The sequence below is a fragment of the Hadarchaeum sp. (SeqCode) genome, from assembly GCF_049969415.1.
Taxonomy (GTDB): domain Archaea; phylum Hadarchaeota; class Hadarchaeia; order Hadarchaeales; family Hadarchaeaceae; genus Hadarchaeum.
Genome location: NZ_JBMFOX010000012.1, coordinates 12,218 through 39,180, shown reverse-complemented (window position 1 = coordinate 39,180; position 26,963 = coordinate 12,218). Strand labels below are relative to the sequence as shown.

The following is a 26,963-nucleotide window of genomic DNA, read 5'->3' as shown; positions in this document are numbered from 1 at the left end:
TGGGGCATGTTTTTCCACCTCCGAACATTTTTGGCTTGTCGGAGGTATTCAGGCTAGCCTTGCATACCAGCTTAACAGATTTCCAGCGACGAGAGGGGAAGTTATGCTGACAAGTTTATTAGTGCAAAAGTTCACGACATTGGATTGGTGAACCTATGCCATTCTGCACAAAATGCGGCAATGAGCTTCCCGAGGGCGCGAGGTTCTGCCCAAGATGCGGAAGCGAAGTCGCAAGAGCGAGTGTTTCGGAAGGTGCAGAAGAGCTTGTTAGGGGCGCTGGGCTACAGACGCCTCCAGAGTTGTCTCCTGCTAACTACGAGAAATTAAAACTTAAACTCAAGCTAAAAAGCGCATCAAGAAAAAAGAAGTGGGGAGTCGCCGGCATTGCCATTGGGCTTTTAATAATGCTTACGCCGACGATCTTTCTAGCAATGGATAATGTCAAAACTATAGAACAACTGACGACCTTAGCTTATTTGGCGAAATTGTGCATCATAATCGGAGGACTGATGCTGATATTTGGCATCGGCTATTCAACTTATGGCTCTCGGAGGGAGAAGAAAATAAGGGAGAAGCTTTAGAGGATAATGTTCCTAGCTGTCTTAAAAGTTAGTCAAAACGATGCAGACTTTTGCTATTACTTTGACCAAGCCAAACGGCGTTCTTAGCTACAAATTTCCAACCAATCGTCACTTCATGTTGAAATGAACGCACACATTAGAGCACAAACCGTCCGCGCCCTCTAGAAAGGGGCATTTTTGATGGTATGGACTGAGAAAGCATCCATTCCGTGCCCAGCCACAAACGCGCCCCGGCAGTTACGATGGATATCACTGCTGGGCCACGCTTTAAAAACATGGGGGACGGGATTGGTCACCCATTGTTAAACAATATTTTAAACCACCCCTGACTAGCTTGAAGACCATCGGCGACAACTGTTTTCAAAGTAGTCTGAAAATCATAACGAAGAAAAGGTAGAATTGATATTGTGAAAACCTTTGAAATATTTTCGCCAGAGATATACTAGCCAGCTGATTGTTTATGAAACCATAAAGCGAAGCGACTGCGACTGGTAAGAGATGGCCCCTTCAAAGGCTGAACACTTGCACCATCGCGATCGTACGACCGGGCAAACTCAATGTGAACGCAACGGTGGCCTTCTCCTGATTACCCCACCGACGAAATACCAGAGGGGTCGGACCGGAGCCACTTTTCTAACTTCTTTTAAATGGGGCAACATCACCGCAGAAACTGCCAGACGCAATATGCCAGATATTAAAAAAAGAAAGAGAAAAATCGAAATGAACCCAACCTTAAAATAAGTGGCAAAAAGTCCTCCCAGAGTTGCGCCAACAAATGTTCCTATGCCGTTAAGCATCCAAAAATAAGCAAAGCATATACCCATCCTCTGTTTAGATACTGCATCATAAATAAAATTGACCGAGGCCAAGTCGAACCCCGCCCAAGCAAATCCGCTAAACGCCTCAACCAAGACCAAAAAAACGGGGTTGGTCGAAAAAAGCCAGAGTATTGGAACAAACGGGATCAAATAGCCAGATATTTTCAGCACCAACAAATTTCCGTGCTTGTCCGAGAACTTGCCCCACATGGGCATAAAAAGCACGTGAGTAAGCGAGGAACTCAGAACAACGATGACATAGTTCAAATAACTGAATTTCAGTTCTTGCAGCATATACACCGAGAAAAACGGCGCAGCGAAGTAAACCACGAGAGTCATGAGTGTGATGTATATCGTGAACCTGCCGAAGTTGTTATCTTTCGCCTTCCTCACAAAGCTGTAAAAGCTGAAGTAGAACTCATCTTTATACTCGAACCTCGGCTCGTACTGCTTACTCAAGAAATACCACGAAATCAGCCTCGCGACCATTGCGATTAAAAAAAGCGTGACAAAGCCGAACAACACCTTATCGCTGCTCAAAGCGTTTAAAAAGAAGCCTCCAGCTAACATGGCTAGGATGCCTGAAATGCCGATAATCATGTTTCTGTTGCCAAAGAACTTTCCTCTCTCTTTTTCACGCACTAGATCGCCCATCCACGAAGACCATGCTGGAGTGGAAAGGGAGCCAAGGAGAAGGTAGCCGGTATAAAATAGTATCACCAGCGTTGGGGCGATAATACCGTCGACCCTACAAAATAAAAAAAGCAAAGCAACCAGCGAGATTGGAATCCAAAAAAGTGCTTGCAGCAAAGCGCACGTCGTCACGATGCGTTTCCTGCTCGTTTTTTCCATGAGTTTCGGTGCCTTTAGTTCCGAGAGGCTGGCGACCAATGTGGGAACAGAGGTGAGCAGTCCTATTTGCGCCGCGTTTGCATTCAGAGCGAGAGCATACGGCGCAATGTACGAGTTTCCCAAGCCTGAGTTCACCGACCAAGCTACGCCGTCTTTTATACTGTACTTCAAGCTTTTCTTCCTGATTTTTTCCTCCATACAATCCTCCAAATTTCAAATGCCACAAAAATATAAATAATGGTGCACAGCATGTAAACTTCTTCAAACAGGCCATAACAGAAGCGGTAAATCGAGAGCGAGAAACTTTTGCTTTACAATCGCTTCACGACCTGTAGGTAAAAACATCAGAAGAAGAATTTTAATGCTGAATGTTGAAGAGAGGTGGGTGTTACCGTGTACAAACGCATGCTCTTGTGCGTGAGCGAAGCCACCCCTAAGGAAGTAGTTCAAGTTGCGATCAAGCTTTGTTCAAAAAATACGAGGGTGTACGTGCTTCACGTGGTGCACCTTTTGAAAAATTTTACGAGAAGAGACGCCATGGAGAAGTTCTCTTGGGTTCTTGAATCTCTCAAAAAAGCTGGGCTTAAGAGCCAAATGGAAATCTTGGAATCCACCGACGTTGGAAAGGCGATAATTTCGTTTGCTAAAGAAATTTCATGCGATGTCATCGTGACCGGCACGATACCGCGTAAGCGGCTACTTGGAGTTCTAGCTGAAAACGTTTCCACTTACCTGGTTAAAAACGCGCCGAGCGCGGTGGTTCTTGTCAGAAGAGCAGGAGAAATCGTGTAAATGTGTTTCTCAGCGCTGGTGAAAATATATGATATTACTCAATGTGATACCACTCAATGCAGTTTCAATTGTATCAATATTGATCTTCGCTGTAACCATATTCCTAGTTTTTAGGCATCCAATTTTGAGGATTCCCTTCACAAGGAGGTACGTACACGTTGACTACGGCTTAGCGCCTCTGCTTGGCGCATGTTTTCTGTTTTTGTCCCAGTCAATAGGAATTGAGGCTATCCTGCGCGGCATCCTTGGGACCGACAGCGTAAAGCCCTACGCCATCATCATCATGATCCTGTCCCTTTCTTACATTTGCGTGTCTTTGGATTTTACCGGTTTTTTTGAGTATGTTTCTTTGCGCGTTGCTAGAGCTTCAAAGGGCTCGGGCAAAAGGCTTTTTGTCTACCTATTTCTGCTCACGTCTTTTCTGACCCTTTTCACCGACAACGATATCGTAATACTAACAATGACCCTCATAATTTTTTACATCAGTAGAAACGCCGGGCTGGATCCCATTCCATTTCTGATTTCGCAATTTTTCGCAGTGAATATCTTGGGCATGGCGCTTTACATAGGAAATCCAACCAATATAATAGCAGCCGATGCCTACGGACTGTCCTTTAAGGAGTTTGCTAGGTGGATGCTAATTCCCTCCTTCTCGGCCGCGGCTGTTTGCCTGCTATTGCTTTGGTTGATATTCAGGCGTAGGGTTTCAAGGGAATTCAGGACACGTGAGATAAGTCCAGAACACGCTCTGAAAGACAGGAACGGGGCAATATTCGGTACCACCGTGTTGGGGTTGATGATCCTATTTATGAGCCTGCCCTTGGGCATACCCCTGTGGATGATAGCCCTATTTTTTGCCCTAATAATGTTTTTATTTGATCTCCTGACTCATCGTGCTAATATCTCAAAAATCGTTACGAGGATGCCCTGGAAAATAGCACCTTTTCTCGCCGGACTTTTCATCATAGTCGAAGGACTGGCCTCAACCGGTTGGACCGATCTTTTTGCATCCCTGCTCTCGAAAATCACGGGGAACTTGATGGCTACTGTCTTCGGCGTTTGCTTTCTGTCTTGGTTTGCAACCGGATTTATGAATAACCATCCAATGTCTATCTTTTTTGTCAAGACTTTTCAAAGTAGCGCCTTTACTGTTTCTCATACTTCAAGACTGGGTGCGACCTTGGCCTTGATTTCAGGCGCCAACTTCGGAGCAAACTTCACACTAATCGGCGCCCTAGCGGGGATTATGTGGATAAACATTCTCGCCGCTAAGGGGGTGACGATCTCTTTTTCACAATTTTCAAAATACGGCTTGCTCGTTATGCCTATCGTAATAATCGTGACGTGTCTAGCTTTTATTGCGGAACTTACACTGTGGGCCTGAATCAAAATAACCGAAAATTAAAAACGCTGGCAATGGCACCTATAAAGCTGAGCCGCTCCCAAAGTGCATCTATTTGGCAAAATACCCGCCGTTTACAGAGCGTTTTAGCAGGGCCCCGTTTTCGCCAGTTTCTGATGGTTAGCCTGTTTAGAAAAATGCGATAAAACGCGTCAAAATGGCTTGAAACATAGAAATTTGGATCTTTAGTCGGTGGCTTTAGAGATACTGGCAATGACAACTTGAATAAATATCTTTGGAAAGTCAGAATGCATTTACAGCATTCCGCTAAGTGTTTATGAATTTGGGCTTTTCACCCTCTCGGAGGGGCAACTGAGGTTTGAAAATTGATCATTTACGTTGACTACAAAAGGTTGGCGCAGGTTAGACTTCCATCACCCGAATAACAGCATTTAGAGGCTCTTCTTTTATATCGCTGGTGAAAATTACCAAATCTCCTCTTTTTTAAAAATTCTTTTCAACAAGTCGTTCTAAAACAGAAGCAAAATCTTTCATTCCTTCCACGATTTCAACAACAACACACCAGAACGGGATCATGCTCTTCGCAACCCTTTCATTTTCTGCGATCGCGATAATTGGAAGGAGGTGCCTAGAACCTGAGAACGCCTTTACACTTTTACCTGTTTTTGTGAGACAAACGATAGCTTTCCCCCCATTATCTCTGAGAGGTGGTCCACGGCCAAATTTATCGCCTCAAAAAATGGTTGGCCGTGATGGATAAACCCGCCGAGCCCTTAATACCTTTTTAAACTCTGGTGAATCTTCGCAGCTGGAACATCTTGCACAGGACTGTTAATATTACGAAGGTTTATATCAGTCAAAAATTTAAGAGCACCAATAAGACAAGCGACGCTGCTACCTGTTGTTTTCATTTTTTGTCTTCGCTTTTTTAATATACTCCTTGGAAGAGTAAATATTGGCGTACATTGGTGATTCGACTTGTACGGTGATCCGATTCAACTTTTGGCTGCAGCGGTTTGGTTTATCCTGCCGGCCTACGTTGCCAATGCCACGCCCGTCGTCCTCGGCGGGGGAAGACCGATTGATGGAGGTCGCCTCTTCATCGACGGGCGCCCCATTTTCGGGCCGGGCAAAACCATACGCGGCTTCATCTCCGGTATCGCCGCAGGGTTCATCCTCGGTATTCTGCAGGGTTTAGCAACGGGTCAGCTTAGCCTCTACTCAGCGCTCGGGTTTCTGCTCGCCTTAGGCGCCCTCATGGGGGACCTTCTGGGGAGCTTCATCAAAAGGAGGGCCAACCTGAAGCGTGGCTCCCCCGCCCCCATCTTGGACCAGCTCGGCTTCGTGGTCCTAGCGCTGGTGTTCGCCAGTCCGGTGTTGGTTCCGACTTGGGAGGTGGTCCTGACTATCCTGATAATCACACCGCCGATACATCTGGCGACCAATTTCATCGGGCATAAGCTCAAGCTGAAGGACCGGCCCTACTAGGAGAGGACCTATGCCTAAGTACGATGTCTTTGGAATCGGCACAGCGCTAGTGGACTACTTCTGTAGAACTACTGACGGTTTCTTGGAAAAAAATGGCTTGATCAAAGGGGCCTCCAATTTTGTCTCTAGAGAAAAGCTGGAAAAGATTCAATCGCGGCTAGCCGACTCAATATTCGCCCGTTTTCCCGGGGACAACGCCCGCAACACCTGTGAGGGTGTGGTCTACCTCGGTGGCAAGGCCGCCTATGCTGGAAGAATTGCGGATGATGAAGAAGGCAGGATCTTCGAAGAATCGCTCCGGAGGCACGGCATAACTTCTTTCCTCGAGAAAGGGCCGGGACGAACCGGAAAAATCATTGCGCTCATCACGCGCGATGGTCAGAGGACCTTTGCCGTGGATCTGGGCAACGGTAAAGACTACTCCGGATTGCCTGCCCACGGGATAAAAAATTCAAGTTTTCTTTACCTAACTTCAATCACCCTTTTCACCGATGGCGCTGTGGCCAGAAGTGCTCGGGACGCCATGGATGTGGCTGAAGGAAATGGGATTCGCATAGCAATCTCGCTCGAGAGCCCGCCGCTGGTAGAAGAAAAGAAAGAGCGAATTTGGAAAATAGTCAGTCACGCCGATGTGTTGTTCACCAATGAGGAAGAGCTCACGGCACTGACGGGATCTAGCGATGAAAAAGCTGCCAGAGAACTCGCTGAAAGGGTAGACATCGTTTGTCTAAAAAAGGGGAAAAATGGCTCATCGATATTCACCAAGGGGGAAGAATTCCATATCCCGGCTTTTCCCGCCAACGTCGTGGACACCACGGGCGCCGGCGACTTCTACGCGGCCGGGGTCTTATTCGGCCTTAGCAGGGGCAAGTCCCTTAAAGAAGCCGGGCTAATCGGGGCTGGGGTGGCTCAAAAAGTGGTGGAAAAATTCGGGGCCACGCTGAATGCAAACGATCATATAGAAACGTGATTACTGCTCCAAAGATTATCGATTGCGGAAACGTCTTAAACAACTTTGAGTTTTCGCTAAACGGCGCCAAAGCAAAAATGACTCCGACTTGAAACTCGGTTTGGGATAAATGAAGTCGACAAAAGGGGGATGCAAACTTTTAATTTCAGTTATTTGAAGGTTTATCGGATGGACCATGGGAAGAATAGCCGGCACCTGCGCGATATGCGGAAGAACCAGCTACGACATGCACCGCTGCGGCATATGTGGGGCCACTGTTTGCTCCCGCGACTTTGTCAGCGATATCGGCGTCTGCACCAGATGTCTGCGAAAGGGTCTCTGGGTCAGCGATAAAGGTCCTGAATAAAAGGGATCGGCGTGTTAACCGAGGAAACTCTTGAACAGATTAACGAGCTGCTCATTGAGTTAAACAAGCTGGCCTCAGACGGTGTACCGATTGTCGTCGAGGGAAGAGAGGACGAAAAGGCGCTGAAAACGTTGGGGGTAAGTGGCCGTTTCTGCAGAATATCAAGCGGAAATTCCCTGCTGAACTTCGTTGAACGTCTTTCAGGGTCTAGGGAAATAGTGATATTAACCGACTTCGACCGGACGGGAGAAGAACTGGCAAAATTTATCAACAAACACGCTAAAAGGCTGGGCATCGAGCCGATAACCGAATTCCGGGAGAGGCTGAAACCGCTGGTACGCAGAAACGTGAAGGACGTGGAGGGGTTGGCCAAGTTCCTGCAAAAGGAAAGGGAAAGATAGAGGCTATTCTTTTTTCCGATCTTTTTTCGCCAAGTACTTCTCTATATGGAAAGGCCTGATGCCCATTTCCAATAAAGCTCTTACTATCTCCTCGCTGCCCTTGCCCCCGCTTCGCAATTGGGTGTACATTCGATTAATCGATTCGTATGTCTCGTGAGGAAAACACACCCAAGCATCGGTCACGCGGGCGTAAAAATCGGGGATGACTTCAGACCATGGCTTGAGGTAGAGCGCGCAAATTTTAATTTCCTTCGCCCCTCGATCCTTGAGGTGCTCAACAGCCACCTTCAGGCTTCTGCCCGTATCCACGATGTCGTCAACGAGCAGTAGCTTCTTCCCCCTAACGTCCACGGCAAGCGGTTGAGTTATCTCCGGTCTATCCCTAGTTTTATAGAAGTCCACATAATGTTCCACCTTAATCGTGGCGATATCCGGTCCTCCCAAAAAATCCAAAATCAACCTGCCCGGAATCCACCCGCCGCGTGAAACGGCGACAATCAAATCGGGGTTATAATTGCTTCTCTCCACCTGTTCGGCCAATTTTACGCAGAGCTCATGGATGTATTCCCAGCTCGGAACTTCGTATTTTACCGGCCTCTGGACATCTTTCATACAAACGTCCCACTATCGCTTTTCTCCCAAAGGTGTTTAAGCTGCACTGGATTCAGCCCAGATAATCCAACAGCCTGGGGAAGTGATCAAAACTTTCTATGACCACATCAGCAACCCGGACCAACTCAGGGTTATTTCCAACAGCAACCGCCAGACCGGCCTTTTTCAAAAAATTAACATCATATTTGCCATCACCGACCGCCACGCATTCCTCGAGCGAAACTCCCAAATCTTCTGCCAATCGAACCAAATTCCTGTCCTTCTGCCGCGGTTCAACTCTGAGAATGCCCTCCCCAGCCAGATAACCCGACTCATCCACCTCAAGCCCGTTCGCAATCACGTGGGGGATGCCAAGTTCTCGGGCGACGTTGCTCGCCAAAACGTCGAGGCCTCCGGTGATGATTGCCGTCTGAAAACCTCGGCGAATGATCTCCTCGACCACCATTTTAACGTTGGGGGCTAGAGTATAATTGGACAAAATTTTCTTAATATCCTCGATGGTGGGGACTGGCCGCCACAGCGCAATGTCGCGGCGCATGAACTCCTTGTAATCAATCTGGCCTGACTCATACGCCATCAGATTTCTAAGCGCATCCGTTCTGGTGCCGAACCTCTGGTGAATCATGCCCCAGCAACTCTCCTCCAAGATAAGAGTCCCATCCATGTCAAAAGCCACAAGTTTGTAGCGCATGCCAATCAGAATAGATTCAGCTGAAGCGATAATAAGCTTGGAATGCCTTTTCCCGCGTTTTCTCAAGAGATTTATTCTCCGGGCCTGAGAGAATTTGGGTCTCGAAATGATGGAATGGCTTTCCTTTCTCCTCTCGCTGGTGCCCTTTTTGGAGGTACGCTTTTCGCTGCCCCTCGCTGCCGTCTACAATCCCGACCTGCCGCTACCCATGATATTTGCCATCTGCGTTGTTCTCAACCTCATCGCCATACCGTTAGCCTATCTCCTGCTCGACACAATTGTGCCACCGATCCGGATGAGATCAAAGTTGATCGATAAGCTGTTCCGGATATCGGTCAAACGGGCAAAGAAGTATCAAAGTTTGAGCCTGATAGGTTTGGCCCTCTTCGTGGGTATCCCATTTCCGGGAACAGGTGCCTACAGCGGTGCCCTCATTGCCTATATTGCCGGCTTTGACCGAAAGATCTCTTCCTTGGCAATTGCCATTGGGGTATGTCTGGCAAGCGTGATAATGTTGCTGGCAACGCTGGGGATCCTCTACATTCAGGGGATAACCGGGTTTTAAGGCCCAGCCAACCATCGAGAGTTCAAGCGTCAGCTTTTTAAGATAAAGAAGTATATTTTTATTATCATCAAATCAAGCCAGAATCACTATCAAGCTAATTCTGGCCCATTGAGGGCTGTTGCCCGTGGAAGAAAAAAGTTTGCAGGATTTAGTGGCCGAAAAGCTCGGCAAGAAGGAGAGTTCAAATATGCGTGATGATAGTGGTACGACCAAGTATCTTATCCACGCCAAAATAGAAGCTAACGGCGTGGTCGAGCGCCCGGATGTCGTCGGCGCCATATTTGGGCAAACGGAGGGTCTGCTCGGAAACGACCTAGATCTGAGGGAGCTGCTAAAGAGCGGCAGAATCGGGAGGATTAAGGTAGAAATTAACTCGAGCCAAGGAAAGTCGACCGGCACCATAACCATCCCATCAAGCTTGGACAAGGTGGAAACCGCCATCATTGCCGCCTCTCTGGAAACAATTGACCGCGTTGGACCCTGTGAAGCGACCATCAAGGTGGAACGCATCGAAGACGTCAGGGACATCAAGAGAAAGTTCGTGGTCGAGAGGGCCAAGGAGCTTCTCGGAGCTTTTGAGGAAGTTGCCACTGAGACCCAAGAGATAACGGAGAAGGTGATGGAATCCGTACGCGTCGAGGAGATATCTGAATACGAGGGGCTACCTGCGGGACCGGGTGTCAAGGACTCTGATGCCATAATAATCGTCGAAGGGCGTGCCGACGTTCTCAACCTGCTAAGAGCGGGAATCAGAAACGCCATTGCCATAGAAGGCACCAGCGTGCCCAAGGCGGTGATAGAGCTAACCAAGGACAAAACCGTCACTGCATTTGTTGACAGCGACCGTGGCGGCGACCTGATCCTGAAGGAACTGCTCCAGGTGGCTGAGATAGACTTCGTTGCCCGGCCTCCTCCGGGCAGAAGCGTGGAGGAGCTATCCAAAAAGGAGATAATCAAGGCACTCAGAAACAAGGTCCCCGTGGAGTTCGCGGCCGCTGAATACCGGGCAAAACCAGCGGTGGCTCAACCGGCTGAAACAGGGAACAGTGAACTGCATGGGCTTGAAAACATGACCAACAAGTTGCGCGGCACCCTCAAAGCCCAACTGCTTAACGAAAAACTTGAGCTGATTGAGGAAATCCAAGTGAGGGAGCTGAAGGAGCGTCTCTCTCAAGCGCAAAATGTGAAGGCGGTAATATTTGATGGTGTAATAACCCAAGAACTCGCCGAACTGGCTGCCGAAAAGGGAGTTCAGTACATCGTCGGGATGAGGTCAAGGGTGGAATCTGTTCCTCCCAACCTGCGGGTGCTGACGCTGGATGACCTCCGCAGATCCAAACATCAACGATAGCTACTCCAGGGGCAGCTCCATTGCAATAGCTGACTCGCCGTCCTCGTAGTAAAAGGGCATTTCTCCTCTTTCCAAAAAGCCCAGTTTTTTATAGAACTGCTGGGCCCCCAAGTTGCTCTTCCTGACCTCAAGCCGGACCAATTTCACTCCTTTTTTTCTGAAAAGATCGATGATGTAGTTCATCAGTAGGGTACCCAGCCGCTGCCGTTGAAAGGCCGGTTCAACCGCGATGGCGAGGACGTGGCCTATGTTGCTCCAACGGATGACCCCGATCAGGTAGCCAGCGACAATTCCGCCGACATCGGCGACGATGAAACCATCAGGGTGCATGATGTGCAGCCGCCTTATCAGGCTGAGCGGATAGGGGTCCTTAAAGCACTTGTACTGGATTGACATGACCGATTTAAGATCCTCAGCCTTGACTTCCCTGATAGTTATCACTTGCTGCGCTACCACAAAATCCCTCACCAAGTTTAAACCACCGGACATAAAATCATTTGCGGAACGGGAAGACACCTGAGTGATGAATTTGAAGATCATCCATAAAGATTTGAAGCACGGAAAAATCAAGCTGGCGCTGGAAACTTTGGACGACCTCTGGCACCTGCAACATCTGATCCGCCAAGGAGACATCGTCACGGCTACCACTTTTCGAAGGGAACAGGAAACGGGTGACAAAATCCGACCTGAGAGGATGGAAAAAATACCGGTCACGCTCTCGATTCAGGTGGAAAACGTTGAATTCCATAAACACAGCAACCGCTTGCGCGTCCTAGGAAAAATAGTAGAAGGTCCGGACACAGGAAAACATCATTCCTTCAGCTTCGAACTGGGCTCAGTCCTGACCATCACCAAAGAATGGAACCCCGAGGATCTTCGAAGGGTCCAGGAGGCGGTCAAGGCTGCCCATCGGCCTCGGGTCTTGCTCGTCGCTATCGATGACTCTTCGGCTGATCTGGCCGTGGTGAGACAGTACGGCTTGGATGAAATCGGCACCATCACGCGCCCGCGCGCTGGAAAAAGATACTCTGTTGAAAATGAAGCCGACGAGAAAAAATTTTTCCACCGCTTGGCCGAAGCCATTAAAGATGTCACTTCTAGGGAAAACATAAAGACAACCATCGTGGCCGGACCAGGGTTCACCAAGGACAGCTTCGCTTCCTTTTTGCGGGAAAATTTTCCGGAACTGGCCAAAGACATTAGGCTCGGTGACGCAAGCTACGGGGGGGGCGCTGGGCTCTATGAAATAGTGCGGCGGGGATTGGTTGAGTATGTTTCAAAGGAAGACCGGCTTTCACTGGAGACTTCGCTGATGGAACAGTTTATGGGCGAGATTGCCAAAGAAGGGCTGGCAACCTACGGGATAAACGAAGTGGAGCGAGCGGTTGACGCCGGGGCGGTTGAAAGGCTTCTGGTAGCCGACGAATTGCTGAGGTCAAACCAGGAGAACGTCTCAAAAATACTGGAAAGGGCAAGAAAGACAAGGGCCGAGGTCCTCGTGATAAGTACGGAGCACGATGCCGGAAAACAGCTGCTGGCGTTGGGTGGAATCGCCGCATTCCTAAGGTTCAAGTTCGAAAACCAAAATTGCTGAAGAATCAGCGAAGCAAAACAACTGAAAGTTCAATAGAGCTATAACTTCGGCAAAGATATTTAGATTTATGAAAGCAGTTCCCATCTGCGGGACACCGGCGCTCATGCTGAAGCAGGGGGAAGAGAAGACAATCGTGATCTCCGACCTGCACTTGGGCATCGAACATGAACTGGCAGAAAAGGGCATCTCCCTGCCCGGTCAGATACCAGCGCTGAAGGCAAGACTGATCTCGCTCATTGAGTGGAAGGGAGCCTCCCGCCTGATAATCCTGGGCGACGTCAAACACAACGTCCCTGAAACGACCTGGCACGAATGGCGTGAGCTGCCTGGATTATTTGAGAAGCTGGCCCGACTGGTAAAAGTTGACATTGTGAGAGGAAATCATGATGGTGACTTGGAAGGTATGGTGCCGCGTGAGGTCACCATCCACGACCCGCACGGAATTGTCCTGGGAAAAAGGAAAAAGGTGGGGCTGATGCACGGACACACTTGGCCGGCCCCGGAGCTCGTCGACACTGAACTTATCATCGCCGGGCACAACCACCCAGCAATAGAGTTTAGGGATGAACTCGGTGGCAGGTCAATCGAGCCCGTCTGGCTTCGGGCAGAGCTGAACCCAAAGAAACTACCCAAAAAGCTGCTCCCGCCTTCCGGCCGGAGGCTACCTAAGTTAATCGTGGTCCCGGCCTTCAGCGAACTCGTCGGGGGTGCGGTCCTCAACCGTGATCTGCCCAAGGAGTTGATCGGGCCCCTCTTCCGCTCCGGCGCGGTGAAGCTGGACGAGGCCGAGGCCTACCTGCTCGACGGAACTTTCTTGGGAAAAATCAAGACGCTCAGATGAGGGCAAAAGGTAAAATCAACTGAAAAGGCTTTTATAAAATGGCGGAGTTAAACATCGGGGGATAAGACGACAGACGTTATTATAATCGGAGCGGGACCGGCGGGACTTTTCGCCGCCTACGAGCTGTCCAGGAAATCAAAATTATCAGTAACTGTAGTTGACTGGGGAAACGACATCAACAGGAGGTACTGCCCGGCGACCAAGACGGGAAAATGCATCGGTTGTGTGCCCTGCCACATAATGTCCGGACTGGGCGGTGCGGGCGGGATGTCGAGCGGTATCCTAAACCTCAGGTATGACATCGGGGGTGACCTGAGCAAGCTCACCAAAAGCGTGGAAAAAGCCGAAGCACTGGTAAAGGAGGTCGATGAAATTTTTGTGGAAAATGGTGCCCCGAAAGAAATTTACGGGGAGGACTCGGCCGGCGCTGAGGAGCTGGCTAGAAAGGCAGCCGCCGCAGGTATCAGATTTATACCTATTCCCCAGCGGCACATCGGCAGTGAATATCTTCCGGCCGTGATCAACTCAATCAGACAAAAACTTGAAAAGCGCGGGGTCAAGATCCTGCTGAACACAAGGGTCGAGAGCATCGGACAGGGCAAGGTCATCATCAACAGTACTGCTGTGAAAACTGAGTATATCCTAGCCGCACCCGGCAGGGTTGGTGCCGACTGGTTCGCTGCGCAGGCAAAGTCCTTGGGCCTCAAACTAACCCATCTCCCCGTAGACATCGGGGTCAGGGTGGAAGTGCCGGCGGTGGTCTACGAACCGGTGGTCAGGGTGAACCGGGATCCGAAATTCCACATCCAAACAAAAACTTTCGACGACTTCGTCCGTACCTTCTGCACGAACGCTGAAGGGTGGGTGATGGAAGAACGCTACGACGACCACGTCGGGGTAAACGGACAATCACTGCGTAATAAGAAATCCAAAAACACCAATTTCGCCTTCCTAGTTCACGTAGGACTCACCCAGCCGGTCACCGATACCAACGCCTACGGTAGGTCCATCGCCTATCTCGCGACCACAATAGGTGGCGGGCGGCCCTTGCTCCAGCGCATGGGCGATCTCCGCGCGGGAAGACGCTCGACCTGGGAGAGGATCGAAAGAGGGCACGTGGTCCCGACCCTCAAAAGCGTCACGCCCGGAGACATCTCGATGGCCCTGCCCGGTAGAATCGTGACCGACATCATCGAAGGGCTGGAACGTCTGGACAAGGTGGTCCCGGGAGTTGCCTCCGACTCCACGCTGCTTTACGCTCCCGAAGTCAAGCTCTACGCCATGCAGATAAACGTCGACCAGAATATGGAGACAAGCGTCCCCAACCTCTTCGTGGCAGGCGACGGGGCTGGTCTCTCCAGAGGGATTGTCACCGCCGCGGCGACGGGTTTGCTCGCGGCCAGAGGAATCATCAGGAAATCGGGTCAGAACCGCCGCGGCTAGTCTGAGAGCTCTTCAACGGCATATATCCGGACATGCCGCGCCTTATCATTTTCATAAATTTCTGAAATTGCGCTGAACCTATTCCCCCGGCGGAGGAGCTCTCTGGGCCCGTTGTAATCGGCTGAAAGCAGGATTGCGTTAAAGCTGTCGTCAACGCGCAAGATGGCTTCACCCAGCTGCACCCTCAGAACCTCAAAAACATGGCGCCTGGCTCCCGGAATCTCTGCCTCGACGCCGGCGGGGAACAACCTTCCTTCCTTTTTCATCAGCTGGCCCTCTGCCCGGAGCCTTTCCACGGCCGATCTGATTGCGACGGGGTTTCTTCCCTCCTCCTCAAGCTCGGTGCAGAGCTCCTCGAAGGGCAACCCGTTTTTGCCAGCAGTTAGGACTGAATTCAAAACCCGTCTGGCAGTTTCCCTGAGCTCCCGGTTGAACTTCGCCCGCCTCTCCTTTTCTACTGACTCCAGCTCGGCTTCAAAAGTAGTCGCGGCTGTTTCCGGGGAGGACGGTGGTAGCTCCGCTCTGGCTATCCAGTCGGCGGGAATCGGTTTTTTCTCCGGAGCCGGTCCCAAGCGGATAATGGGGTGGAGTTCCGAGTTCAGCTCCTTTACCATCTTTTTCATTCTCTCTGCCATCCTCCTGCTGGCCACCAAGTAGTTGACATCCAGCGTGCCCTCCGTAGCGAGAATGACGACCCGGCCAAAGCTCCTCCGGCCGGTTCTTCCCTTCCTTTGGATGTACCTGATCTCGCTGGGCACCGGCTCGTAGAAAACCACCAGATCAACGCTGGGTATGTCCAGGCCCTCCTCACCGATGCTGGTGGCCACTAAGACCTTGATATCACCCGATCTGAACCTATCCAAGAGCAAAGATTGCTGGTCTTGGGTCAAGCCTAAATCCTGACCGCGGTCGGCCTGTCCCACGAACCTCACCACCGTCACCCCTAGCTTGGACAGCCTCGCCGCCAAGTAAGCCGAGGTGTCGCGGTATTGGGTGAAAACAATTATTCGGGAAGATGGGTTGGAGGACAGCTGTTCCAGCACCAGCTTCTCCAGAGCCTCCACCTTAGGATGATCTTCAAGATCACTGGATTCGAGAACCCGGTAAACTCCATTAAAAACCAGCTCGGAGACTATCGCCCTGTGCCCCGCCTTACCGCTGCTTTTTATCCTCTCTAAAAAAAGTTTCAAGGTCTGCGGCCCCTGGCTTTCCAATAGCTCCAGCGCGTGGTAAAGCGTCAGGGCCGAGGACTGTAAAACCAAGGCGGCAAAAAGCGGCCCTCGTTCCTCTGGGGACGGAGTCTGCTCCAGCCTGACCCTGAGGGCTTCCCCGGCCTCCAGCAGGTCCGATCGAAAGATGTATTTTGGATTTTTTCTTATTACCCCCATAGCGGACAATCTCTGCAGTCTATCGTCCAGCATGCGCCTGATGGTTCTCTCGACCGCCCGGTGGGACTCAGGCAGACGAACCAGCTTCCACTCCACGGCGACCGGGTTGACATAGGGACTGACGTCCTCATCCTCCTCAGTTCTGGCCTCGATATGCTCGATGTAGAGAGCCTTGGATATCTCCTCAATCTTCTCCCGGTCGGCCCCAGGGCTGGCGGTAAGCCCCAAAATCATGGGGTAGGGGGCCTCGCTTATGTAGGCCTGAGCCACCCGCGTGTACGCATAATTCTTTCTGGCCCGGTGACATTCATCAAAGATCAGAAGGCTGAAGTCTTTGAGGCTCATTCCGAGGCTGTGATCGTTGTTCACCACCTGCGGCGTGGCAAAGTAGATTCTCGACTTACCCTGCCAGGCCTGCAACCTGTACTCCGGATCGTATTTGCCCGTAAGTACCTGAACATCATCCGGTCGGAGCTTCAGCAGTCTCAGGAAGGTGTCGCGGTGCTGCAGAACCAGCGGCCGGGTCGGAGCCATCACCAAAACTTTCAGATCACGGTAGTTATAGAGAAAATGGGCTGCCACCAAAGCGGCGATGACCGTCTTTCCCAATGCAGTGGGGAGGACCACGAGGGTGTTCCTCTTTATCGCTTCTTCTGCAATCCTAAGTTGATAGGCCCGCGCCTCTAGGGCCTCGGCCCGGACCAAGGGATTAACGACCGACATTGAAAGATCAGATCTCTATGATCTCTTCAGCGGGCTTAGGTTTAGGTCTCTCCGGACCCTTCGGGTTGACCTCGTCCATCCCTCTGAGGAGATCAGCAAGTTTATCGTCGGCAAACAACTCCCTGATCTTGATAAACTCATCGGAATTTCGAATGATAAAGCCTCTCCTTCGGGACGGTTTACCTGAAGAATCGACGGGATTTATTTCCGCTACCAGCCTGGTCGGTGATTTTCCATAGGGCGGAAGCTTGACGATGAAAACTCCCGGGAGCGATGTCGGTTTTCTCTCCCAGTCGCTGCCCTTCTCGAGAAACGTTCGCAGGGATTCGGTGAGTCTGTCCCCTCTCAAATTCACCACCTTTTAAAGTTCTGCCCATCTACTCTAAATAAGTATCTTGACAGCTCCATCCCATACCCGCTGAAAATTCGATTATTCAATGATCTCTAGCCTGGAAAGAATTTTAATCTGCTCGGGCGTGATCTCGATCGGGTGCGGCCGCTCCGGTATCTCAACTTTCTTGACCTTCCCGAAAACAGCCGTTGAGAAGTAGCGGTAGCCGTGATCGTTAAGCATAGTAACGATGCGTTTCAACTCCGGATGCCTTTTATGCAGTTCCAAGCAGGCTTTAACGTTGGCGCCGCTTGAGATTCCGACAAACAGCCCTTCCTCACGGGCCAGCCTCCGCGTCATCTCAATAGCGGTCTTGGAATCCACCAGAATAACACCGTCCAGTATGGAGATATCCATAATTGATGGGATGAAACCATCGCCGATGCCTTCAATCTGATGCGTTCCCCAGCGCTGCTTTGACAAGACCGGACATTCGGACGGCTCGACCAGATATATCTTGATCTTTGGGTTCTTCTCCTTCAGATATCTTCCCACCCCTGTGATGGTACCCCCTGTCCCCGCGGTAGCGACAAAGGCGTCCAGTCTGCCATGCAGCTGCTCCCAGATCTCGGGAGCGGTGGTCTCATAATGGGCCTGAACATTCTCCGGGTTGTTGAACTGGTTCACGAAAAAGTACTTTTTAGGATTCCTTTTAATGAGTTCCTTCACCTTGTTTAGGGCCAAGTCAACGTCAGATTCGGCACCGGGCACCTCCACGATCTCGGCCCCAAAGATCCTCATGGTCTTCTTCCTTTCCTCACTCATGCCTGCAGGCATCACAATGACCACGGGAAAACCAAACAGGGCACCCATCATGGAAGTGGCGATGCCGGTGTTCCCGGTCGTACTCTCTATGATAGTCATGCCCCTCTTGAGCTGACCCTTTTCAATCGCGCTGCTCAGAATTTTAAACAGTATCCTGTCCTTAAGGCTGCCTGAGGGGTTCATAAACTCGGCTTTTCCGAAAAGCTCTAGATCCGGTACCTTGAAGGCTTTTGCGATCTTTTTCATTTTGATTATCGGCGTGTTGCCTATAGCCCCGGTGAGGTCCTCGGCCACCTTCAGCCTGCTGCTCGATTTCAAAAAATCCCCTCAGGATAATACTTCAAACAATTATTTAAAACGGTGGGTTAGTAATTCCGGGGAGAGGTTGCCTGCACTTTCGGTTCTGCTGGTCTTGCTTTTGGCCTCAAGCGAAATCCGGATGACACTCTTGGAATCATTTCTGTGGAACATGATCAAAGGGATCATCTACGTCATCATTGCAGTGATCCTGTGGCTGCTGCTGCGGAGGCTGAACCGCATCAAGCCGCTGAGGCGCAGAAGTTCCAGGAGATAGTGGTGGGGTCGCCGAGATTCGAACTCGGGTCTCTGGCTTTTACGCTTATGGTCTAAGCCCCGTTCGGCAGGTCACGCGAGGACCTTAAGCCAGAAGGATAGACCAAGCTACCCCACGACCCCGAAACCAAACTTAGTATTTTACGATAAAAAGCTTGAAACTAATTCTTCCTTCCTCGGATCAACTTCTCAATCTCTTTTTCCAGCCACTCCGCGGGCACTTCCTGAATGCCTATCTTGAGGCTCTGGCCGCGCTGCCCCACCCCCGACGGCTTAATATCCACCAAGCCCAACGCCCCCAGCCTCTGGAGATACTCCCAGAACTGCGTGTGTTTCCGAGCCTCCTCATGGAACTCCTCACAGACCACCCGGTACGTTCTCTCAACGTCCCCGGTGAAGGCATAGGCTCGCTGGGACAAGACCAGCTTGCGGGCCACGGCGAGCAGGACCAGTTTTTCGTGCAACTGAAGATCCTGCAAAGTCTCCCGCTTAATCTCTGGATAGACCTCCGCCTTCGCCTTCCGCGCGTGCTCCGGGGTAACCGCTCTTACATTCTCGGCATCGGCGGCCATCCCGGCACGCCAGAGCAGCTCCAACGCAAAGCGGGCATCACCCCATCTGGAGGCGATATCGGCAATTAGGTCAATCGTGTCCTCCTCGACAACGCCCGGCTTGAAAGCTTCATTTACTCTGCTCGCCAAGATGTCCCTCAGCTGCGAGGCGCTGTACCGGTCCAGCGAGATGACGTTGTGCATGAAGGTGCTCTGCGTGGCTGCATCCAGAGACCTCAGAAAGCTCTTATCGCGGGCGATCGCGATGATGCTTATGCGATTGGGACCGCCGGATTCCTCGGCCGTCCTCGTCAGGGAATAAATGAGGTTTGGACCGTTCTGCTGCACAAAGAAATCAATTTCATCGAGCGCAACCGTCAGATAGGCATCGCGGGTGTTGAGATAAGTAACGACATCATTGAGAAGCTTCTCCGGGCCAAGACCGTGGTAGGGCCACCGCGGGTTGAAGTGCTGTAGAATCTTGGAGATCACCGAGTAGATGGTTCTGTCCTTGCGGCAGTTGATGTGCAAATAGCTCAGGCTCATCCTCCGAGCGCTCGCCGCCTTCTCGAGCTCGGCACCAAATCTTCTCGTCAGGGCCGTCTTGCCGACCCCAACGCTCCCGGTAACCAGAACCCGCTGACTCGCCCGGTTCTCGAGCACCGGCTTGAAAAACCTGGTCAGCTGTCGAAACTCCTCATCTCGATGAACCAACACCTGTGGTACGTATTCCGGCATCAGCTTGCTGGCGTCTCGAAAAACCGTGTCCCTGCCCATCTCCTCTTCAAAGATGTCGCCGTACATCGGCACCCCAGTCAATCTTTTAGCCGGCAAATAATTAATCCTATGTAACCAATGGTACCGGCCTTCCTGGAACTAAACCACGCCAGATTCTACTTCTCCCTTTCGGCTCCTTTAAAGGCGATTTTGACCAGCACGGGGGTGACTAAAGAAGTCAGCAGGACCACCATCACCGTCATCGAAAGCAGTGACTGGCCCACAACACCCGCCTTCACACCGATGGAAGCCATGATCAAAGCGACCTCCGCTCTCGGCATCATCCCCACACCGACCCTCAGGGAATCTTTAACCCCGAAACCGCTCAGAAGCGCCCCCAGCCCACAGCCGGCTATTTTGCTAAACATGGCAATGGCTAAGAAAACAACTGCAAGAACGCTAACCGCCCCGAGAGCTTGGAGGTCGGTTTCAACGCCCATATTAACGAAGAACAACGGGATGAGCAGCCCGTAGCCAACCGTGGCGACCTTTCCTCTGATGGAGTCAGCAAACTGGGACCGGCTGGTAATTAGCCCTACCAAAAAAGCGCCGGTGATGGCCGCAATTCTCACCTTCTCAGCCATCGCGGAAATCACGAAAACTATCGCCAACGCGACCGAGAGGACGATCTCATCAGCGGCAAATCTGCTGGCGTAGGAGAGGACTCGCGGCACAATTCTGAACCCTAACAAGATAACTGCTAGGAAAAAAACTACCATTAAAGCAATAACCTCGGCCATCCCCATAAATGATATGCCGCCAAAAGCCATCCCGGAAAGAACGCTCAGGATTATTATGCCCAAAACGTCATCGATCACGGCGGCGGCGAGGATCGTCAATCCGACTTTGGTGTGAAGCACATGTAACTCCATTAACGTCCTCACGGTTATGCCAACGCTGGTGGCAACCAAGACCCCGCCGGCAAAACCGGCCTCCAGTGTGGTCCAACCGAAAAATGAGGCTGCCCCGAAACCTAGCAAGAACGCCACCACAACCCCGCTGGCTGCAACTACGGTCGAAGGTCTACCGGCCCTACGAAATTCTTCGACTTCGATTGAAAGTCCGGCGATAAACATCAGCATTATGATACCAATTTCCCCCAACAGGCTCATGAATTGCCCTGCTGGAGTGCCGGGAACAACGCATAGCGAAAAACCTAAAATGCTCTGTGAAATCGCGCCAGCTACTGACGGGCCAATCAAGATGCCGGCGATAAGTTCACCAAAAACCTCGGGCTGGCCCAGTTTTAAAGACAACGCGCCACCGACCCTAGCTGCAATCAGAAAAACCGCCAAATAAAGCAATATCGCTGAAACTTCGAATTCCATGAAACCACCTATCTGATGATTCGATAGAGCTCTATTATGTCCCTCAACGACAAAAGTCCAACCAACCTTTCGCCCTCGACAACGGGCAGGCGCCGTAGCTTGTGGGCTGCCATCAAACCCATGGCCTCGCGAAGACTCATCCCCGGAGTGGCCGTGATGGGACGCCTAGTCATGATATCACCCACAGTCTTGGCCGAGTACTTAAGAACCTCCCTTATTTTCGTGCTTCCTACGGTCTCCGAGGGAAGTTGAGGATATAGCACTTGGAAGAGGTCGCTCTCAGTAACTATGCCCAACAACCTGAAATCCTTATCAACAACAGGGAAACACTCCTGTATCTGCCCAACCATCCTTTCTATAAGGCCCTCGATCGAGGTATCCTCATGGACCACCTGCGGCCTTTTGTTCATGACTTCGCCGACCTTTATCTCCATTAACTTGCGAGGGCTGGTTGGTCCCGCGGGTCTCTTCGCGTTGGGCATTATCTCACTTCCAAAACAAACCACGTAGTACATATCTAATTTGCCACCGACTTATAAACCTGATTTTATTGCCCTGACAAGGAAAACTCGTTCAAATCACCTTCACCATCTTTGACTGTCTGTAACCCGTAATGACCTTGATATAACCCCGAAACTCCGCGTCAAGCTCAGGATCTCCGGTATCAACTCTCAACGTGGGTGTGATCGACAGCTTTTGAGGGGTTGCAAGCACCCAGAGGTTGTTTTTACCTACACGCCTCAAAAGCCGCGGTGAGAGCTGCAGGTTCCCCCGACCTAAGATAAATCCCTGCCGCCCTATGGGGCTGACGAGGATCTTCGCCGGTTTGGACTTGATGGCATCCAAAATCATTGCCTCATTAACATCCCTAGCCAAAAGCCGGTAATCCTCGATCAGGTCGACCCCCAACAGCGTCGAATCGTAAATTCCCAGTTCCTCCGCAACTGCCCGCGTGGTGGTGCCAGGGCCAAGGATATAAATGCACCCCCTCTCCATCATCTCAACGACCCAGCGAGCAATCGCCTTCTGATCGACCAGCTCATGGCCCGTGCTTCCCTCCTTGGTCGCCTGAACCATCGAGGGCTCATAGGGCACCAGAGCATAACCCACCAGCCTTGCTGTCAAACGACCCTCGCGAAAGGCCTCCTCATCGATGTCCATCACTTCTGCCTCGCGCAACGGCAATCCATCCTGCAGGAACCTCGCGGCAACCTGTGCGGCGGCTTCAGGAGTGTTAGCAAAGACGGCCGAATGCATTTTCACGCCCGTGGGCACTCCCAAAATTGGCACCTTTGAATCAACCGCTAAAAGAACGTCTGAAGCCGTGCCATCGCCACCAGCGAAGACCAAAAGATCAACTTTTTCCGCCAACATCTCTTGGGCGGCCCGCTTGGTGTCCTCCGAGGTCGTGCTGCCGGAAGCTATCCTCCCGATAACCCTCGCCCCGAATCCCGCCTCTCTGGCCTCGTTCTCACCCATCTCGGCGGGATAGGTCAGCAGCAGCACATCGGGCAAAAGCTCCTTCAAGGCGCGCAAAAACCTCACCGCTCGAGCAGGCGCCACCGGCTCAGCTCCCAGCGCCCTGGCCCGGGCCAGAATTTCCGGCCCATCCGTGCCCTTCAAGCCGACTCGACCACCCATCCCTGCGATGGGGTTCACCACAAGGCCCAGCTTTTTCAGGTTTTCCGCCCCCGCCACCTTAATTAAAGAACCTCTCTCAAGCTTTAAACAAAACCCTGGAAACATCCTGAGGTGAACGACAAAACCTGTCCCATCCGCAACCCTCATAACTTCAACTTTCCTTATTTCTCTGAGGGAACTAAAAATGAGGCTAGAAGAAATCATTGAAAAAATGAGTTTTCACGAGAGAAAAGTAATGCGGGAGCTGGCACAGCTAGGCGATGGGTCAACTATCGAAAAAATGGTCCAAGCAACGGGACTCGATCAAGCCACCATCATGCGGGCCGCTCTCACCCTCTCCGAGTCTGGCCTTGTGATGATCGATGGGAAAAAGATGTCTCAAGTCTCGCTCACCCCAGAAGGTCAAGAGTATGCACGCAATGGTCTTCCCGAAAGGAGGATGTTGCAGACACTTTCCCAATCCGGTCAAATAACTGTGGACGAAGCGGCAAGCCGTGCCGGATTAGAAGGAAAGCTGAAGAAAATCGCAATTACGTGGCTCAAGCGCCGGAGTTGGGTCAGCTTCATCAAAAAAGACGAAAAAACCGTTTTGAAAATTACTGAAATCGGAGAAAAAGCACTGTCTCAAAAATCCGCTGACGAAAAATTGCTGGAATCGCTCGCTTCTAAGGAGCATCATCTCGAGGAACTTTCTGCAGAAGACAGAGAAATGCTGCGCTTGCTGAGGGAAAGAAAACTGGTGGAAATTAAGGAAGAATCTAGACGAGAGCTGAAACTTTCTGATCTGGGCAGGCGGGCCGTAGAGATGGGCATCGAGCTGATTGAGGAGGTAAGTGAACTCACTCGAGAGATGCTGTTGAGCGGCAGGTGGCGGGAAGTCAGGTTAAAAAAGTACGATGTGGTCGCACCGGGAGTGCCCATCTATCCCGGAAAGGCACACCCGCTGCAACAGCTTATCGAGGAAATCCGGGAAATCCTCCTGGAGATGGGATTCGCGGAAATAAAGAGCAGAATAGTGGAATCAGAATTCTGGAACTTCGATGCCCTATTCCAAGCCCAGAATCATCCTGCCCGGGAAATTCACGACAGCTTTTCGTTGGCCAAACCGAGACAGGCTAGCACCCTTCCCTCCGACCTGCTCAGCCGCGTGGCCAGAGCGCATGAGCGAGGCGTGGCTGGTTCCACCGGCTGGGGATACAAGTTCAACCCAGAGGTGAGTCGCCGCCTCGTCCTCTGTTCCCAGACCACCGCCGCCACCGTCAGATACCTCTCGTCCCATCCTGACCCACCGATAAAGGTCTTCTGCATAGATCGGGTCTACCGGCACGAGAAGATCGACTACAAACACCTGGCCGAGTTCTATCAGGCCGAGGGGATTGTCATGGACGAAGGTCTCACGCTTCGGGACATGCTCGGCTATCTGAAGCAGATCATGGTCAAGCTCGGTCTGCCTCAAATAAGGTTCCGACCCGGTTACTTCCCCTACACCGAGCCGTCGGTGGAGGCCGACGTCTATTTCCCGGAAAAAAGGGAGTGGCTCGAGGTGTTGGGCGCGGGAATGTTCAGACCGGAGCTGCTTCGCCCACTCGGCATCCGCTATCCCGTCCTAGCCTGGGGAATCGGGTTCTCAAGGCTGAGCATGCTGAGGCTTGGGATTGACGACATCCGCGACCTGTACAACAACGACATCAGCTGGCTTCAAACGAGGGAGATGATCTAGTGCCTTCCATTAGCGTCCGCTACCAAGACCTCTGCAGCCTGCTCGGCAAGACCATCGAGATCGAGAGGCTCTGCGAACGGCTGAGTATGCTGGGGATTGAGGCCGAGGCAAAAGGTGAAGAGATAAAACTAGAAATTGCTCACAACCGTCCCGATCTGCTCAGCTGTGAAGGCGTCGCTCGGGCGCTACAAGGATTTCTCAGGATTAAGACCGGATTGCCGAAGTACAAGATCAGAACTTCAAAGATCACCGTTGAGGTCGAACCCAGTGTTGAAGCGGTCCGCCCATTCATCGTCGCCGGCGTCGTTAAAAAGGTCAAGATGACCGACGACATCGTCGCCTCCATGATGCAGGTCCAGGAAAAACTGCATGCCTCGCTGGGCAGGAAGCGCGACAAAGCCTCTATCGGCATCTACGACCTCAAAACCATCGCGCCCAAGGTGATTTACACCACCACGGCACCCGAAGGCATCCGCTTTTTGCCGCTGGACTTCAACCGCGAGCTCACCCCGGCGGAGATCCTGCGCGAGCACCCAAAAGGCATTGAGTACGGGTGGTTGCTCCAAGGTCTGCCCCGATTTCCGCTACTGATTGATGAAAAGGGAACGGTGCTGTCCCTGCCCCCCATCATCAACAGCGAGGACACCCGAGTGACCGAAAAAACCGATTCCCTCTTCATCGACGTTACCGGCCACGACGAACGCACCGTCAACCAGGTGCTTAACATAATCATGACGGGGTTGGGGGAAAGGGGATTTGGGTTGGAAACCGTTGCGATAAAATATCCCAAACGATGGGCTACAACCCCGGATCTAAGGCCGCGCAAATTGAACCTCGGCGTCCGCAACACGAATAAGACCATCGGCATCGAGATCAGCCCGAAGCAGATCGCCAAGCTGGCGATGGCAATGCGCTACGGGGTGGAGCGGGTCGGCAAAGATTCACTGAAATTGCTGGTGCCTCCGTACCGCTGCGACATCATGCATGAAATAGACATCATTGAGGATATCGCAATCGGTTATGGATACGATAATCTGAAGCCCACCCTCCCCAAGGTGTTGACCATCGGGGAACGGGCACCTATTGAAAAAATCAGCGGAAAGGCAAGACGGGTTCTCACCGGATTGAACTTTATGGAAGTGATGACCTATACCCTGACCAACCCCAAGACCAACTTCGACCTCATGAGGCGGAAAGGGGAAGCGGTGGAGATTGCCAACCCGATTTCCGAGGAGTACACGATACTCAGGGATTCCTTAATACCCTCCTTGCTTTCGGTGATGAGGGAGAACCGCCGCAATCCGCTGCCGCAAAAAATTTTTGAAATCGGGGACGTGGTGCTGCTGGATGAAGAATCGGAAACTGGGGCTAGAAACGTGAGGAGGGCGGCCGCGGCGGTGACCGGAGAAGGGCTCGGGTTCACCTATATGAAAGCCGCCGCCGAATCGTTACTCCGGGAACTTGGCAAACAGTGGGAGGTAAGACCCTCCTCCCACCCCAGCTTCATCGAGGGGCGGGTCGCCGAATTTAGATTAAGGGACAAAAAAATCGGCGCGGTCGGAGAGATCCACCCTGAGGTCATCGTCAACTTCGAGCTGGAAAATCCGGTAGCTGTCTTTGAGATTGATCTGGAGTAAACTTACCTTACCTTCAGGGCATATTTCCCCGGCTTGGTGATATTGAGCCGCTTAGCTATCTCCGAATCTTCCACGTCCAAAACTATCACGTAACCGGTCCAATCCTCGGAAAGTGAGGCACCGCCGCAGTTCGGGCAGATGCTGGACTCGGTGAGATAATTACAGTTACGGCAGGCGAGCAGCTTCAAGACTTCGCCTCCTTTCTGGCCTCCTCAATCCACTCCAGCTTGCCCAGCCCCGGCTGACGCATGGTAAGGCCCACTTTTCCGGCCTTGGTTCCTCGCTTGAGACTGACGGTGACGATGCGTGCCCGGACCTTGTCCCCCTCCTTCACCGAACGCTTGGACTCCTTGCCGTAGAGAACTCCCTTCTTCTTGTCATAACCGACGAAGTCGTTCATCACCTGGGAAACGTGGACCAGACCATCGATGGGGCCTAGCCGGATAAACGCGCCGAACTCAACTATCTCTACTATCTCACCAAAGACCACCTCATTTATCTCCGGCTTGTACACCAAGGCCTCAAAGGTAACGTTATGATAGCTCGCGCCATCACCCATGATCAACTTGCCTACGGAGATGTCCAGCACCTTGGTCACCACCAAGACCATCCCCACGTCCTTGTCCGTGATCCCGCCGTAGTTCTTCTTCAGGAGGTCCAAGACGACGTCCTCCAGCTTCTCGGAGAACCTGTCCGGCGGCACACGGACTGTGTCTTCAATCGTCAGCAGTTTATACATCATTCCACCAAACTTACCGTTT

Annotated in this window: 29 protein-coding genes, 1 tRNA gene and 1 pseudogene; 16 read left to right on the top strand and 15 right to left on the bottom strand. The window is 51.7% G+C overall.

Annotation, left to right across the window (positions count from 1 at the left end):
• The first annotated feature begins 155 nt into the window (after positions 1 to 155).
• Positions 156 to 581 carry a zinc-ribbon domain-containing protein gene (locus tag ACP5PX_RS04255; RefSeq protein WP_428084297.1) on the top strand — a complete coding sequence of 142 codons (426 nt, stop codon included), beginning with the start codon at positions 156 to 158 and terminating at the stop codon, positions 579 to 581.
• Positions 582 to 1,135: 554 nt separating this feature from the next.
• Here the strand turns inward: ACP5PX_RS04255 and ACP5PX_RS04250 are convergent.
• Entirely contained in the window at positions 1,136 to 2,449 is a 1,314-nt protein-coding gene (locus ACP5PX_RS04250; protein ID WP_428084295.1) for an MFS transporter, read from the bottom strand.
• A gap of 52 nt (positions 2,450 to 2,501) precedes the next feature.
• On the opposite strand from ACP5PX_RS04250, the pseudogene ACP5PX_RS04245 reads away from it, so the two are divergent.
• From ACP5PX_RS04245 to ACP5PX_RS04235, 3 genes and pseudogenes are all read left to right on the top strand, one after another.
• Positions 2,502 to 2,672 (top strand): annotated as a pseudogene (locus ACP5PX_RS04245) (hypothetical protein); the annotation flags it as partial.
• The gene (locus ACP5PX_RS04240; protein WP_428084293.1) at positions 2,645 to 3,043 is read left to right on the top strand and encodes a universal stress protein; all 399 of its coding nucleotides are present in this window, start codon (positions 2,645 to 2,647) and stop codon (positions 3,041 to 3,043) included. The pseudogene ACP5PX_RS04245 and the gene ACP5PX_RS04240, both read left to right, overlap by 28 nt.
• Before the next feature lie 28 nt (positions 3,044 to 3,071).
• On the top strand, positions 3,072 to 4,427 hold the full coding sequence (locus tag ACP5PX_RS04235; protein ID WP_428084292.1) for an SLC13 family permease: 1,356 nt from the start codon (positions 3,072 to 3,074) through the stop codon (positions 4,425 to 4,427).
• Between the two features lie 462 nt (positions 4,428 to 4,889).
• Here ACP5PX_RS04235 and ACP5PX_RS04230 read toward each other — a convergent pair whose 3' ends face one another.
• Complete coding sequence (locus ACP5PX_RS04230; protein ID WP_428084305.1) at positions 4,890 to 5,087, bottom strand: hypothetical protein; 198 nt, start codon at positions 5,085 to 5,087, stop codon at positions 4,890 to 4,892.
• A gap of 297 nt (positions 5,088 to 5,384) precedes the next feature.
• Here ACP5PX_RS04230 and ACP5PX_RS04225 point away from each other — a divergent pair, with 297 nt between their 5' ends.
• From ACP5PX_RS04225 to ACP5PX_RS04210, 4 genes are all read left to right on the top strand, one after another.
• Positions 5,385 to 5,894: a CDP-2,3-bis-(O-geranylgeranyl)-sn-glycerol synthase gene (locus ACP5PX_RS04225; RefSeq protein ID WP_428084290.1), complete on the top strand. Its 510-nt coding sequence runs from the start codon at positions 5,385 to 5,387 to the stop codon at positions 5,892 to 5,894.
• 10 nt (positions 5,895 to 5,904) lie between these two features.
• The gene (locus ACP5PX_RS04220) at positions 5,905 to 6,864 is read left to right on the top strand and encodes an adenosine kinase (protein WP_428084288.1); all 960 of its coding nucleotides are present in this window, start codon (positions 5,905 to 5,907) and stop codon (positions 6,862 to 6,864) included.
• 175 nt (positions 6,865 to 7,039) lie between these two features.
• Positions 7,040 to 7,210: a hypothetical protein gene (locus ACP5PX_RS04215; RefSeq protein ID WP_428084286.1), complete on the top strand. Its 171-nt coding sequence runs from the start codon at positions 7,040 to 7,042 to the stop codon at positions 7,208 to 7,210.
• An 11-nt stretch (positions 7,211 to 7,221) separates the two neighbouring features.
• Entirely contained in the window at positions 7,222 to 7,611 is a 390-nt protein-coding gene (locus tag ACP5PX_RS04210; protein WP_428084284.1) for a toprim domain-containing protein, read from the top strand.
• 3 nt (positions 7,612 to 7,614) lie between these two features.
• Here the strand turns inward: ACP5PX_RS04210 and ACP5PX_RS04205 are convergent, their stop codons facing one another.
• Together ACP5PX_RS04205 and ACP5PX_RS04200 are read right to left on the bottom strand one after the other, a co-directional pair.
• On the bottom strand, positions 7,615 to 8,223 hold the full coding sequence (locus ACP5PX_RS04205; RefSeq protein WP_428084282.1) for a phosphoribosyltransferase: 609 nt from the start codon (positions 8,221 to 8,223) through the stop codon (positions 7,615 to 7,617).
• 52 nt (positions 8,224 to 8,275) lie between these two features.
• Complete coding sequence (locus ACP5PX_RS04200; protein ID WP_428084280.1) at positions 8,276 to 8,914, bottom strand: HAD-IB family phosphatase; 639 nt, start codon at positions 8,912 to 8,914, stop codon at positions 8,276 to 8,278.
• 106 nt (positions 8,915 to 9,020) lie between these two features.
• Between ACP5PX_RS04200 and ACP5PX_RS04195 the strand changes: the two genes are divergently transcribed.
• Both ACP5PX_RS04195 and dnaG read left to right on the top strand, forming a co-directional pair.
• Positions 9,021 to 9,479, top strand: coding sequence for a COG2426 family protein (locus ACP5PX_RS04195; protein ID WP_428084278.1), 459 nt, complete (start codon positions 9,021 to 9,023; stop codon positions 9,477 to 9,479).
• Positions 9,480 to 9,597: 118 nt separating this feature from the next.
• The gene (dnaG, locus tag ACP5PX_RS04190) at positions 9,598 to 10,830 is read left to right on the top strand and encodes a DNA primase DnaG (RefSeq protein WP_428084276.1); all 1,233 of its coding nucleotides are present in this window, start codon (positions 9,598 to 9,600) and stop codon (positions 10,828 to 10,830) included.
• On the opposite strand, the gene rimI is transcribed toward dnaG, so the two are convergent.
• Complete coding sequence (gene rimI, locus ACP5PX_RS04185) at positions 10,831 to 11,298, bottom strand: ribosomal protein S18-alanine N-acetyltransferase (RefSeq protein WP_428084303.1); 468 nt, start codon at positions 11,296 to 11,298, stop codon at positions 10,831 to 10,833.
• Positions 11,299 to 11,353: 55 nt separating this feature from the next.
• On the opposite strand from rimI, the gene ACP5PX_RS04180 reads away from it, so the two are divergent.
• The 3 genes from ACP5PX_RS04180 to ACP5PX_RS04170 all read left to right on the top strand — a co-directional run bounded on the left by ACP5PX_RS04180 (position 11,354) and on the right by ACP5PX_RS04170 (position 14,708).
• Positions 11,354 to 12,424 (top strand): mRNA surveillance protein pelota, encoded by a 1,071-nt coding sequence (locus ACP5PX_RS04180; protein ID WP_428084274.1) that lies wholly within the window; start codon positions 11,354 to 11,356, stop codon positions 12,422 to 12,424.
• Positions 12,425 to 12,491: 67 nt separating this feature from the next.
• Complete coding sequence (locus ACP5PX_RS04175) at positions 12,492 to 13,265, top strand: metallophosphoesterase (protein WP_428084272.1); 774 nt, start codon at positions 12,492 to 12,494, stop codon at positions 13,263 to 13,265.
• A gap of 78 nt (positions 13,266 to 13,343) precedes the next feature.
• On the top strand, positions 13,344 to 14,708 hold the full coding sequence (locus tag ACP5PX_RS04170; protein WP_428084301.1) for an NAD(P)/FAD-dependent oxidoreductase: 1,365 nt from the start codon (positions 13,344 to 13,346) through the stop codon (positions 14,706 to 14,708).
• On the opposite strand, the gene ACP5PX_RS04165 is transcribed toward ACP5PX_RS04170, so the two are convergent.
• The 3 genes from ACP5PX_RS04165 to cysK form a co-directional block, all read right to left on the bottom strand.
• Positions 14,705 to 16,819: a helicase-related protein gene (locus tag ACP5PX_RS04165; protein ID WP_428084270.1), complete on the bottom strand. Its 2,115-nt coding sequence runs from the start codon at positions 16,817 to 16,819 to the stop codon at positions 14,705 to 14,707. The two genes, ACP5PX_RS04170 and ACP5PX_RS04165, sit on opposite strands and share 4 nt — an antisense overlap.
• Positions 16,820 to 16,826: 7 nt before the next feature.
• A complete protein-coding gene (locus ACP5PX_RS04160) occupies positions 16,827 to 17,168 on the bottom strand; it encodes a hypothetical protein (RefSeq protein WP_428084268.1) in 342 nt (113 codons plus the stop codon).
• An 81-nt stretch (positions 17,169 to 17,249) separates the two neighbouring features.
• Positions 17,250 to 18,293, bottom strand: a complete 1,044-nt coding sequence (cysK, locus tag ACP5PX_RS04155) for a cysteine synthase A (protein WP_428084266.1) — start codon at positions 18,291 to 18,293, stop codon at positions 17,250 to 17,252.
• Positions 18,294 to 18,360: 67 nt separating this feature from the next.
• On the opposite strand from cysK, the gene ACP5PX_RS04150 reads away from it, so the two are divergent.
• The gene (locus tag ACP5PX_RS04150) at positions 18,361 to 18,549 is read left to right on the top strand and encodes a hypothetical protein (protein ID WP_428084264.1); all 189 of its coding nucleotides are present in this window, start codon (positions 18,361 to 18,363) and stop codon (positions 18,547 to 18,549) included.
• Here ACP5PX_RS04150 and ACP5PX_RS04145 read toward each other — a convergent pair.
• The 5 genes from ACP5PX_RS04145 to ACP5PX_RS04125 all read right to left on the bottom strand — a co-directional run bounded on the left by ACP5PX_RS04145 (position 18,550) and on the right by ACP5PX_RS04125 (position 22,992).
• Positions 18,550 to 18,671: transfer RNA gene (locus tag ACP5PX_RS04145), tRNA-Pro, on the bottom strand. It lies immediately after the preceding gene.
• A gap of 38 nt (positions 18,672 to 18,709) precedes the next feature.
• Complete coding sequence (locus tag ACP5PX_RS04140) at positions 18,710 to 19,903, bottom strand: ORC1-type DNA replication protein (RefSeq protein ID WP_428084262.1); 1,194 nt, start codon at positions 19,901 to 19,903, stop codon at positions 18,710 to 18,712.
• Positions 19,904 to 19,992: 89 nt separating this feature from the next.
• On the bottom strand, positions 19,993 to 21,204 hold the full coding sequence (locus tag ACP5PX_RS04135) for a cation:proton antiporter (protein ID WP_428084260.1): 1,212 nt from the start codon (positions 21,202 to 21,204) through the stop codon (positions 19,993 to 19,995).
• 8 nt (positions 21,205 to 21,212) lie between these two features.
• Positions 21,213 to 21,686: a CBS domain-containing protein gene (locus ACP5PX_RS04130; protein ID WP_428084258.1), complete on the bottom strand. Its 474-nt coding sequence runs from the start codon at positions 21,684 to 21,686 to the stop codon at positions 21,213 to 21,215.
• Positions 21,687 to 21,777: 91 nt separating this feature from the next.
• The gene (locus ACP5PX_RS04125; RefSeq protein WP_428084256.1) at positions 21,778 to 22,992 is read right to left on the bottom strand and encodes an ATP-NAD kinase family protein; all 1,215 of its coding nucleotides are present in this window, start codon (positions 22,990 to 22,992) and stop codon (positions 21,778 to 21,780) included.
• Between the two features lie 37 nt (positions 22,993 to 23,029).
• Between ACP5PX_RS04125 and ACP5PX_RS04120 the strand changes: the two genes are divergently transcribed.
• Positions 23,030 to 24,565: a phenylalanine--tRNA ligase subunit alpha gene (locus ACP5PX_RS04120; protein ID WP_428084254.1), complete on the top strand. Its 1,536-nt coding sequence runs from the start codon at positions 23,030 to 23,032 to the stop codon at positions 24,563 to 24,565.
• The gene (pheT, locus tag ACP5PX_RS04115) at positions 24,565 to 26,202 is read left to right on the top strand and encodes a phenylalanine--tRNA ligase subunit beta (RefSeq protein ID WP_428084252.1); all 1,638 of its coding nucleotides are present in this window, start codon (positions 24,565 to 24,567) and stop codon (positions 26,200 to 26,202) included. The genes ACP5PX_RS04120 and pheT overlap by 1 nt, the downstream gene beginning before the upstream one ends.
• A gap of 2 nt (positions 26,203 to 26,204) precedes the next feature.
• Here the strand turns inward: pheT and spt4 are convergent, their stop codons facing one another.
• Both spt4 and ACP5PX_RS04105 read right to left on the bottom strand, forming a co-directional pair.
• On the bottom strand, positions 26,205 to 26,390 hold the full coding sequence (spt4, locus tag ACP5PX_RS04110) for a transcription elongation factor subunit Spt4 (RefSeq protein ID WP_428084250.1): 186 nt from the start codon (positions 26,388 to 26,390) through the stop codon (positions 26,205 to 26,207).
• Positions 26,387 to 26,941: a DNA-directed RNA polymerase gene (locus ACP5PX_RS04105; protein ID WP_428084248.1), complete on the bottom strand. Its 555-nt coding sequence runs from the start codon at positions 26,939 to 26,941 to the stop codon at positions 26,387 to 26,389. Before ACP5PX_RS04105 ends, spt4 begins: the two co-directional genes overlap by 4 nt.
• Between the last annotated feature and the right edge of the window lie 22 nt (positions 26,942 to 26,963).